This window comes from Cupriavidus sp. CuC1 (genome assembly GCF_044627735.1).
Classification (GTDB): domain Bacteria; phylum Pseudomonadota; class Gammaproteobacteria; order Burkholderiales; family Burkholderiaceae; genus Cupriavidus; species Cupriavidus ulmosensis.
Map to the genome: position 1 here is coordinate 1 of NZ_JBIUHC010000246.1, position 9,868 is coordinate 9,868.

8 protein-coding genes and 1 pseudogene are annotated in these 9,868 nt (G+C 65.3%); 4 read left to right on the plus strand and 5 right to left on the minus strand.

What is annotated here, in order from left to right:
- The 3 genes and pseudogenes from ACGLHR_RS48580 to ACGLHR_RS48590 form a co-directional block, all read left to right on the plus strand.
- Nucleotides 1–135 (plus strand): annotated as a pseudogene (locus ACGLHR_RS48580) (LysR family transcriptional regulator); the annotation flags it as partial.
- A 56-nt stretch (nucleotides 136–191) separates the two neighbouring features.
- Nucleotides 192–533: a cation:proton antiporter gene (locus tag ACGLHR_RS48585; protein WP_400102890.1), complete on the plus strand. Its 342-nt coding sequence runs from the start codon at nucleotides 192–194 to the stop codon at nucleotides 531–533.
- A 108-nt stretch (nucleotides 534–641) separates the two neighbouring features.
- Nucleotides 642–1,226, plus strand: a complete 585-nt coding sequence (locus tag ACGLHR_RS48590) for a TetR/AcrR family transcriptional regulator (protein ID WP_400102892.1) — start codon at nucleotides 642–644, stop codon at nucleotides 1,224–1,226.
- 30 nt (nucleotides 1,227–1,256) lie between these two features.
- Here ACGLHR_RS48590 and ACGLHR_RS48595 read toward each other — a convergent pair whose 3' ends face one another.
- From ACGLHR_RS48595 to ACGLHR_RS48610, 4 genes are read right to left on the minus strand one after another with little or no spacing between them, the layout of a single operon-like run.
- Nucleotides 1,257–2,666 carry an efflux transporter outer membrane subunit gene (locus tag ACGLHR_RS48595; protein WP_400102894.1) on the minus strand — a complete coding sequence of 470 codons (1,410 nt, stop codon included), beginning with the start codon at nucleotides 2,664–2,666 and terminating at the stop codon, nucleotides 1,257–1,259.
- Nucleotides 2,653–5,817 (minus strand): efflux RND transporter permease subunit, encoded by a 3,165-nt coding sequence (locus ACGLHR_RS48600; RefSeq protein WP_400102896.1) that lies wholly within the window; start codon nucleotides 5,815–5,817, stop codon nucleotides 2,653–2,655. The genes ACGLHR_RS48595 and ACGLHR_RS48600 overlap by 14 nt, the downstream gene beginning before the upstream one ends.
- Nucleotides 5,818–5,821: 4 nt before the next feature.
- Nucleotides 5,822–7,036 carry an efflux RND transporter periplasmic adaptor subunit gene (locus tag ACGLHR_RS48605; protein WP_400102898.1) on the minus strand — a complete coding sequence of 405 codons (1,215 nt, stop codon included), beginning with the start codon at nucleotides 7,034–7,036 and terminating at the stop codon, nucleotides 5,822–5,824.
- 21 nt (nucleotides 7,037–7,057) lie between these two features.
- Nucleotides 7,058–7,981: an alpha/beta hydrolase gene (locus ACGLHR_RS48610; protein ID WP_400102900.1), complete on the minus strand. Its 924-nt coding sequence runs from the start codon at nucleotides 7,979–7,981 to the stop codon at nucleotides 7,058–7,060.
- 161 nt (nucleotides 7,982–8,142) lie between these two features.
- On the opposite strand from ACGLHR_RS48610, the gene ACGLHR_RS48615 reads away from it, so the two are divergent.
- Nucleotides 8,143–9,120, plus strand: a complete 978-nt coding sequence (locus ACGLHR_RS48615) for a LysR substrate-binding domain-containing protein (protein WP_400102902.1) — start codon at nucleotides 8,143–8,145, stop codon at nucleotides 9,118–9,120.
- 3 nt (nucleotides 9,121–9,123) lie between these two features.
- On the opposite strand, the gene ACGLHR_RS48620 is transcribed toward ACGLHR_RS48615, so the two are convergent.
- On the minus strand, nucleotides 9,124–9,690 hold the full coding sequence (locus tag ACGLHR_RS48620; protein ID WP_400102904.1) for a TetR/AcrR family transcriptional regulator: 567 nt from the start codon (nucleotides 9,688–9,690) through the stop codon (nucleotides 9,124–9,126).
- Nucleotides 9,691–9,868 lie beyond the last annotated feature (178 nt).

Below are 9,868 nucleotides of genomic sequence, written 5' to 3' on the forward strand. Positions count from 1 at the left end.
CCCATCCTGGCGCCGCGCATCGTGCGCCACCTGGTGTGCGTGAGCCATCCGCAGCGCCCGCTCAGCACGGCCGCCGATGCGCTGATCGCGATCGTGGCCGAGGAGATCCGGAGGGTGTCCGGCACCGCCGCCTGATCCGGGCGCGGCGGCCCTGGCTACCCCTGCCCTAACCGACCACGGTGGTAGTGCTGATGCCGTTCTTCTTCCTGATGACGGGCCTGCGCACGGACCTTACTACGGCCGGCGCCGACGCGCTGGTGGTGTTTGCCGTCGCCACGGTGGTGGCCGTGGCCGGCAAGATGGCCGGTACCGCACTGCCCGCGCGCATGGCCGGCCTGGGGCGGCGCGATGCCTGGACGCTGGGCGCACTTGTGCAGACCAAGGGGCTGATGGAAGTGGTGGTGCTGGCGATCCTGCTGGAAAACAGGCAGATCGGCGCGGCAGCGTTCTCCGGTCTCCTGCTGATGGCGCTGGCCACCACCGTCGTGGCGAAGCCGCTGACGCTGGCCGCGCTGCGGCTACGCGCTGACTGATTGCCGCGCGTCACGCGAACGGCATCGGGTATCGCCCTGCGTCTTTAGTCCTGCGCCTTCAGAATATCCGTTAGAGTACGTGTATTGCTGCCTTGACCCGCAACGCCAATGGGACACTCACAAGCCTCGAAGCAGGCCACGCACGCGCGCATCGTCACGATCGCCTCGCAGCGCCTGCGCATGCACGGTCTGCGCGGCATTGGCGTGGCGGACATCATGGAGGAAGCCGGGCTGACCGTGGGCGGTTTCTACAAGCACTTCGCCACGCGCGAGGCGTTCGTGCGCGAGGCGATGGCCGAGGCGTTTCTCGACACCGACCATTGGACGCGACGCGCCCGCGCCGACTTGCGGCAGGCCATCCGCGTCTACCTGAGCGAGTCGCATCGCGATGCGCAGGCAACGAGTTGCGGCATCGCGGCGTTTCTCAACGAGGCGGGCACAAGCGGCAGCGAGGCCCGCGCGCTCTACACCGAGCGGCTACGACGCCTGCTCGCGCTGATCGCCTCGGGGCTGCCGCCCGACGCTGGCGACCGGGACGCCCGGGCGATGCTGATCTACAGCGCCTGTGTCGGTGCCCTGACGATGTCGCGTGCGGTGTCGGACCCAAAATTGTCGCGCGAACTGCTCAACACGGTGGCCGCTCAGCTCATGGCGCTGGCCGCACCGCGCGACACCGCGCCTCCCGACGCCTGACGCCCCGCCCGGTTTCCCCCGACCTTTTCGTTATTGCGCCTGCCATCCGCCGCCGGCCGCGGCAAAGATCCGCACCAGCGACTTGCGCAGATTCGCATCCGATGCGGCCTGGCGTGACTCGGCATCGAGCAGGTCGCGCTCCGCCACCAGGACATCGAGCAGGCCAACGTAGCCTTGGCGGAACTGCTTCTGCGCCAGCTCGGCGGCCTTGCGGTTCTGCGCCACGCCGGCGGTCAGCGAGGCATTGCGCGCATTCTCGTTGATGTAGCCGGATAACGCGTTCTCCATGTCCTCCAGCGCATCGAGCACGGTCTGCTGATAGGTCAGGTATGCCTGGGTCTGTCGTTGATCGGCCGCGTCGATCTGCGAGCGGATACGACCGAAATTGAGCACCGGCTGGATCAGCCCGGCCCCGATGCCCCATGGCGTGGACGAGAACGGCGTGGCATTCTGCGCGCCGAAGAAGGCCGTCAGCGAGATATTGGGGAACAGCTCCGCCACGGCAGCCTTGCGCGCGGCGATACTGGCCGCGAACTGGCGCTCGGCCGCGCGTACGTCGGGCCGCTCCCTCAGCACCGTTGCCGGTGCGGACACCACGATGTCCTGGTCGATCGGCTGCCATGCATGGGCATCGGACAGCGACGGGGCCAGCGACGAAGCCAGCGTACCGGGCGTGCGGCCAAGCAGGTTCGACAGCCGGTTCATTGCGCCGTCGTACCCGGTGCGCAATGCTGGTAGCAGCGACTCGGTGGCCGATACCTGCGCGGCGGCACGCTGCACGTCGAAGTTGCTGGCCAACGCGCCACGCATCTGCGCCTGGATCAGCTGCAGTGTGCGGCGCTGGCTGTCCAGGTTCCGTTGCGTGATGTCGATCTGTTGCGCATAGTTGCGCAGATCGAAGTACGTGCGTGCCACTTCGGCCAGCAGCGCCACGCGTACCGCCTGCTGGCTGGCATCGGCCGATTGCAGGATTGCCGTTGCCTGCGCGGTGCGCGCCTGGTTGCGCCCGAACAGGTCGACCTCCCACGCGGCTGAGATGGCAACCTGGTTGATCGTGACAGGATGGTCGTTGGTCAAGAAGCCACGGTTGCTGCGTTCGCTGCTGGCCGTCGCATTGACCTGGGGCGCCAATGCTGACTGCGCCAGCAGGCGCCCCGCGCGCGCTTCCTCCACCCTCGCCCTGGCAATCGCCAGCGACTTGTTGTTGGCCAGCGCCTCGGCGACCAGCCTGTCGAGCGCGGGATCGCGGAACCGCGCCCACCAGGTCTGGTCCACGCTGGTGCCGGCATCGCCGGCCAGATAGCCGCCGCCCTGCCCGTCCGTCAGCTTCGCCCATTGCGGCGCGGGATCGATGCCCGACGATTGCGGCCCCACGGGCGCGGTGCATGCCGCCACCAGCGCCACCGCGGCCAGCGCGATGATTCGCTCAAGCTTCAACATGGTGATGTACCTTCTCGGTCTTGGTGATGCGCTTCTCCAATGCACGCGCCATCACATAGAAAATCGGTGTCAGGAACAGGCCGAAGAACGTCACGCCGATCATCCCGAAGAACACCGCCACACCCATCGCGTGCCGCATCTCCGCGCCGGCACCATGCGACAGCACCAGCGGCAGCACGCCCATGATGAATGCGATGGACGTCATCAGGATCGGCCGCAGCCGCAGGTGCGCGGCCTCTATTGCCGCGGCGAACGTCGACTTGCCGTGGATCTCCAGTTCGCGTGCAAACTCGCCGATCAGGATGGCGTTCTTGCACGCGAGTCCAATCAGCACGAAGAAGCCGATCTGCGTGAACAGGTTGTTGTCGCCCTTGGTCAGCCACACGCCTGTGATGGCCGAGAACAGGCACATCGGCACGATCATGATGATCGCCAACGGCAGGAATACGCTCTCGTACTGGGCCGTCAGCACCAGGAACACCAGCAGGATGCAGATCGGGAACACGATCAGCGCGGTATTGCCGGCCAGGATCTGCTGGTAGGCGAGTTCGGTCCATTCGAACGTCATCTCGCCGCTCAGCGTCTCGTCCAGGATCCGGGTGATGGCCGCCTGGGCCTGTCCCGTGGAGTACCCCGGTGCGGGACCGCCGTTGATGTCCGCCGAGCGATAACCGTTGTAGCGCGACGCGCTCTCCGGCCCGCTTGTATCGGTGATCCTGACCACCGCGCCCAGCGGCACCATCTCGCCTTCGTTGTTGCGTACCTTCAGCTTCAGGATGTCGTCCCGCGACGAGCGGAAGTCCTTGTCGCCCTGCGCGATCACCTGGTACGTACGCCCGAACTTGTTGAAGTCGTTGACATAGAGCGACCCCAGGTAGATCTGCATGGTCTTGAAGATGTCGTCCACGTTGATGCCCAGCTGCGACGCCCGGGTGCGATCCACATCGGCAAACAGCTGCGGCGTGGTCACGTTGTAGGTGCTGTACACCCTGGCCAGTTCAGGCGCCTTGCGCGCTTTGTCTAGCACGGCGCTGACGGTCTTGCTCAGTTCCACGTAGCCTGCGTCGCCGCGGTCCTCGATCTGGAGCTTGAAGCCGCCGGTATTGCCGAGCCCCTGCACGGGGGGCGGCGGAAACGCTGCAATGAACGCATCCTTGATACCCGCGAACTTCTGCTGCAGGCTGCCCGCCATCGCGGGTCCCGATGCGCCGACCTCGCGCATTTCCTCAAAAGTCTTTTCGCCCAGGAACACCGTTGCCGACGACGAGCTGTTGATGAAGCCGTTCAACGACAGCCCAGGGAACTGCACCGCGTTGCGGAAGGCGGGTTCCTTTGCGGCGATCTCGGTCATCTGTCGCACGACCGATTCGGTGCGGTCCAGCGTGGCGCCATCGGGCAGCTGGATCAGGTTCACCAGATACCCCTTGTCCTGGATCGGCACGAAGCCGCCGGGCACCTTGCTGAACCCGAGCACCGTGGCACCCAGCAGGACCACGTAGATCAGGATCGATCCGCGCTTGCGGTGCAGCGCGCGCTTCACGCCGCCGCTATATGCGTCGGAACTTCGCTGGAAGAACCGGTTGAAGCGCGTGAAGAAGCCGCCCAGCAGCCGGTCCATTGCGCGGGTCAACTGGTCTTTCGGCGCATCGTGGCCGCGCAACAGCAGCGCCGCCAGCGCCGGCGACAGCGTCAGCGAGTTGAACGCGGAGATGACCGTGGAGAACGCGATGGTCAGCGCGAACTGCCGATAGAACTGCCCGGTCAGCCCGCTGATGAACGCAATCGGCACGAAAACGGCGCACAGCACCAGCGCGATGGCGATGATCGGCCCGGTCACTTCCTTCATGGCCTTGATCGTGGCTTCACGTGGCGCCAGGCCGCTGGCGATGTTGCGCTCCACGTTCTCCACCACGACGATGGCGTCGTCCACCACGATACCGATCGCCAGTACCAGCCCGAACAATGACAGCGCGTTGATCGAAAAGCCGAACACATGCATCACCGCGAACGTGCCGACAACCGAGACCGGCACGGCCAGCAACGGGATGATGGCGGCGCGCCAGGTCTGCAGGAACAGGATCACGACCAGCACCACCAGCACGATGGCTTCGAGCAGCGTGTGGGTAACGGCCTTGATGGAATCGCGCACGAATGTGGTCGGATCGTAGGCGATGCGGTACTCGAGCCCCTTCGGAAACCGCTTGCTCAACACCTCCATCTTGGCCCGCACGTTGTTCGATATCTCGATGGCGTTCGCGCCAGGCGACTGGAAGATCACCAGCGCCAGGGCCTGCTTGTTATCGAGCTGGGCGCGCAACGCATAATCGCTGGCCCCCATCTCAATCCGCGCCACGTCCTTCAGGTAGGTCACCACGCCGCCATCGCGCTTGACGATGATGTTCTCGAACTGGTCGATATCGGCCAGCCGCCCCTGCACGTTCACGGGCAGCTGGATCTCGACGTTGTCCTTGTACGGCGCCCCGCCGATCACGCCTGCGGCCACCTGGATGTTCTGCTTGCGGATGGCGGCCACCACATCCTCGGGATTCATGTGCCGCTCGGCCACCTTCTGCGGATTGAGCCAGACACGCATCGCGTAGTTGCCCGCGCCGAACAGGTTGATCTGGCCGATACCGCTGATCTTCGCCAGTTCGTCCTTCACGTTCAGGAGCGCGTAGTTGCGCAGGTACAGATTGTCGTACTGGTCGTTCGGTGAGACCAGGTGAACGACCATGGTCAGGTTCGGCGAGCTCTTGATCGTGCTGACGCCGAGCTGGCGCGTCACGTCCGGTAGCCGGGGCAATGCCTCGTTCACGCGGTTCTGCACCAGTTGTGTGGCCAGGTCCGGGTCGGTGCCGAGCTTGAACGTCACCGTCAGCGTCATCACCCCATCGCTGGCCGCCTGCGACGACATGTAGAGCATGTTCTCCACGCCGTTGATCTGTTCCTCGAGCGGCGTGGCGACGGTCTCGGCAATTACCTTCGGATTGGCGCCCGGAAACTGCGCACGCACGACCACGGACGGTGGCACGACCTCCGGATACTCGGAGACCGGCAGCTTCGGAATGGCGATCAGCCCGGCCAGGAAGATCATGACGGAGATCACGGCCGCGAAGTTTGGCCGGTCGACAAAGAATTTCGAGAGATTCATGGTGTCACTCCGCCAACGTGGCCGGTGCGGCGTGCCGCGCGGATGCGGTTTTTATCGTTTCCGGCGCCGCCTCGGTGGGCGCGACCACCACATCGGGGCGGACGAACTGCACGCCCTTGGTCACCACGCGGTCCCCCGCGTTGAGCCCGGCCAGAATGATATGGCGGCCGTCGATGCCGGCGCCCAGCGTGACCTCGCGATATGCGACCTTGTTGTCGGGACCCACCACGAAGACGAACTTCTTGCTCTGGTCACTGCCCACCGCCACGTCCGGCACCATCAGTGCGCGCGTGTCGGCACTGTCGGCCAGGCTGATCGACACGGACATGCCCGGCAGCAGCGCCCCATCCCGATTGGCGAACTTGGCCCGGGCGCGGATCGTGCCGGTATTCACGTCGATGCTGTTGTCGAACGTATGGATTTTTCCCTGATACACGTGATCGGTATCGCCCTGGATCTTCATGTCAACGGGAATCTGCTGCTCCCTGCTCAGCGTGTCGGCCTTGGCGCGGATCGAGCGAAGGTAGCTTTGCTCGTCGACCTCGAAGTCGGCATAGATGCCGTCATTCGAGACAATGCGGGTCAGCACCGGCGTGTTGGGCCCCGGCTGCACCAAGTTGCCGAGTGTGACTTCCGCGCGGCTGATACGCCCCGAAATGGGCGCCTTGACGTAGGCATGGTCCAGATTGATGTCGGCCTGGCGCAAGGCGGCGTCCGCGGCCTGCACCGCGGCCTGCGCGGTCCGGTATTCGTTGGCCCGCTGGTCGTGCAGGCTCTTGGGAATGGCATCATCCGCAATCAGCCCCTTCGCCCGCTCGTACTCGGTGGTGGAAAACTCCGCCCGCGCCTTCGCGGCGGCCAGATCGGCCTTGGCGCGCGCCACCGCCGCGTCATAGGGACGCGGGTCGATCACGAACATGATGTCGCCGGTCCGCACGGTCTGGCCATCGCGGACCCTGACCTCGACAATGCGCCCGCCCACCTCGGGCCGCACCAGTGCTTCGTCCACGGACTTCAGCCGGCCCGAGAAACTGGTCCAGATGCGCACGTCCTCCGGTTGCAGCGACTGGACGGTCACCTGCGTGGGCGGCGGCGCGGTGGGCGCGGCCGCGCGCGTGTCGTTCAGCACCCCGCTTGCGGTGAAGCCCGCCGCCACCACGGCGGCGCCGATGCCAGCCACCACCGAGGGGCGACGGAAGATTGATCTGCGATGTTCCATGACTTCACTCCTGCGAAGATCCTATTTGGGATCTCTGAGATTAGTGGGATTAGCGGGATAGTCGGATTGGTGTGATTCGGGGGGGCGCTGGGGCCGCTGGGGGCGGCGGGGGACAGGCGCGGATTTCGATGCATCGAGCCTGCGCGCGAAGAACGCCGCCACGTCGGCGAGTGCGGGAGCGTGGGTGGCAATCGAGCAATGCGAGGCTTCCGCGTAGCGCGTGGTCTCGGTCGGGACGCCCGCGGCGATCAACCCGCTCGCATAGGTTTCCGCTTCGATATGGCAGACGTCCTGCGCGGCGCTGACGATCAGCGTGGGCGGCAGGCGCGACAAGCGGCGCGATTCAAGTGGCGCCACATACGGATGCAGTTGCTGCAGCACGTCGGGCAGGTAGGCGCGGTACGCCATGGCGCAGTCGCTGGCTGACAGGTCCACGTCATGCAGGCGGGCGATATCGGCCAGCCGCGTCATGCTGGGGTCCAGCAACGGTGCCAGCAAGGCCTGCGCGCGCAGCGTGAAGTCCTTGCGGTCACGCGCCATGGCGGAAATGCCCGCGGCCAGGTTCCCGCCAGCATCGTGACCGGCGATACCCATGCGGCGCGCGTCGATGCCATATTGCCTGGCGTTGGCCTGTGTCCAGAGCGCGGCCAGATAGCCGTCTTCGAGCGGTACCGGGAACGGGAAGCGCGGCGAGAGCGAATAGCCCACGGCCACCACCACGGCCGACGTGGCGCGTGCAAGGGTCGAGGCAGCCACCTCGGCCCAGTCGAGGTTGCCCTCGACAAAGCCGCCGCCGTGCAGGTAAAGGATCACGGGCAACGCCTCGGTGATCCCGTCGGGGACGTGAACGCGCAGGGGAATGCGCTGCGCGTGGCCAATGATGCTCACGCTGTCCACGTGGACCGATGACGTGGAGGAGGATGCCTTGGATGCCTTCTGGGCCATGACTGATTGCGCTGACGTGCAAATGCTGCGATGCACGTAGTCTGGTACATTGCCGCCATCTGGTAAACGCCTATAATCCAGAACACAATTTGGCGTCACCAAACAATCCGCCGCGAAACAGGCTGCAGGTTCCGCGCGGCGCACTAAGGAAGGGCAGTACGATGGACAAGGTCCAGGCCATGGAAGTCTTCACCCGCGTGGTGGAGATGAACAGCTTCTCGCGCGCGGCGGAGGCGCTGGGGCTTTCACGCACCTCCGCCACCACGATCATCCAGAGCCTCGAAGCGCATCTGCACGTGCGGCTCATCAACCGGACCACGCGGCAGCTCCGGCTGACGCCAGAAGGAGCCGACTACTACGAGCGTTGCATGCGGATCCTGGCGGAGATCGCCGAGACCGAGGTGGCGCTGACGCGCTCGGGCCAGGGGCCGATCGGCAAGCTGCGCGTGGAAATGCCGGCGTCGATCGGGCGCACCATTCTCATGCCCCGGCTCCACGCGTTCCACGAGCGCTATCCCGACATCGAACTGGTGGTGGGCTTTGGCGACAGGATGGTGGACTTGATCCAGGACGGTGTGGACTGCGCGATACGCGCGGGCTCGCTACAGGATTCAAGCCTGATCGCGCGTGGCCTGGGCGACATGCACATGGTCACCGTAGCCAGCCCGACCTATATCGCGCGGCAAGGCCTGCCGCGCACACTGGCGGACCTCCAGCATCACACCGCGATCCACTACTTCTCCAACCGCACCGGGCGCACGCTGGACTTGAATTTCATCATCGATGGCAATCCGGTCGAGGTTGGCATGCGCGGCCATATCAGTTTCAACGACGCCGATGCCTACGTGGCCTATGGCCTCAGCGGCGCCGCCATTTTCCAGCCGCCCCGTTTCATGGTGCAGGAACATCTGCGCACCGGCGCACTGGTGGAACTGCTGCCGCAATGGCGGCCACGCCCGTTTCCAATCGCCGCCATCTATCCGCAAAGCCGGCATCTGGCGCCGAAGGTACGCGTCTTTGTCGATTGGGTGGCGCAGATCTTCGAGGACTGCCCGCGGATGGCGGCAGGTGATGGCTGCGAAGCGCTGCGTCGGACGGCCGTGCCCGAAGACGCCGCAATACGCGAGCTGGTGCTTTAGGCTTCAGGGCTGTGGCGTGCCCAGGCGGACAAGACCGTCTGCCACTTGGTCCAGCAGGTCGCGTGACAGCGTGGGATCGTCAGCGGCACGTGCCAGGCCCATCGCGCCGACGCTCGCAGAGAGCTGCAGGACGGCCATCGCGCGCGCGTTGGCATGCCCCTGCGCGGCCAGCAAACCTTCTAGGAAGTCGAGCATGCGCTTGACCTCAGCGGTATAGGCATCGCGGGTCACGTCGTCCGCGCGCGCGGCATCATGCACCAGTGCGACGAGCGGACACCCACTGCCTGGCGTGTCGCGATGCGCCACGCTAAGGTAGTTTCGCACTGCACTGGCAATATCCTGCGACGAGGCCGCCCAGGTATCGAGGCTGCGCGCGGCCTCATGGACCGCCTCGGCCAGTATGGCCTCGCGCGAGGCGAAATGCCGGTAAAACGCGGCCGGTGTGATGCCCGCCTCGCGTGCGATCTCCGCTAGTCCGACGCTAGAAAACCCGCGTTCCCGAAAGCGTCGCGCGGCGATCTCGAGAATACGTTGACGGGTGGATGCTTTGGCGGCCTGCGAATGACCCATGTATGTTCGCTTCCAGTCGTATGAAGAGCGCCGGAGCGCATGGCCGATGCTGGCATGATCCTGCCCGGAATACAATATCCCGGGTTACGCCCCCCCTGCAGCCAATCCACCCAAGTTAAGCAGCGCAAAGAAGGCCGCGATTGATCAACGCAAGGTCTTGACACGTGAGGAGATTTGA

What these genes read in the sequence shown, in the direction of transcription:
- ACGLHR_RS48600 (WP_400102896.1), bottom strand. Translation starts at nt 5,817, where the DNA reads ATGAATCTCTCGAAATTCTTTGTCGACCGGCCAAACTTCGCGGCCGTG.
- ACGLHR_RS48620 (WP_400102904.1), bottom strand. Translation starts at nt 9,690, where the DNA reads ATGGGTCATTCGCAGGCCGCCAAAGCATCCACCCGTCAACGTATTCTC.
- ACGLHR_RS48605 (WP_400102898.1), bottom strand. Translation starts at nt 7,036, where the DNA reads ATGGAACATCGCAGATCAATCTTCCGTCGCCCCTCGGTGGTGGCTGGC.
- ACGLHR_RS48585 (WP_400102890.1), top strand. Translation starts at nt 192, where the DNA reads ATGCCGTTCTTCTTCCTGATGACGGGCCTGCGCACGGACCTTACTACG.
- ACGLHR_RS48595 (WP_400102894.1), bottom strand. Translation starts at nt 2,666, where the DNA reads ATGTTGAAGCTTGAGCGAATCATCGCGCTGGCCGCGGTGGCGCTGGTG.
- ACGLHR_RS48615 (WP_400102902.1), top strand. Translation starts at nt 8,143, where the DNA reads ATGGACAAGGTCCAGGCCATGGAAGTCTTCACCCGCGTGGTGGAGATG.
- ACGLHR_RS48590 (WP_400102892.1), top strand. Translation starts at nt 642, where the DNA reads ATGGGACACTCACAAGCCTCGAAGCAGGCCACGCACGCGCGCATCGTC.
- ACGLHR_RS48610 (WP_400102900.1), bottom strand. Translation starts at nt 7,981, where the DNA reads ATGGCCCAGAAGGCATCCAAGGCATCCTCCTCCACGTCATCGGTCCAC.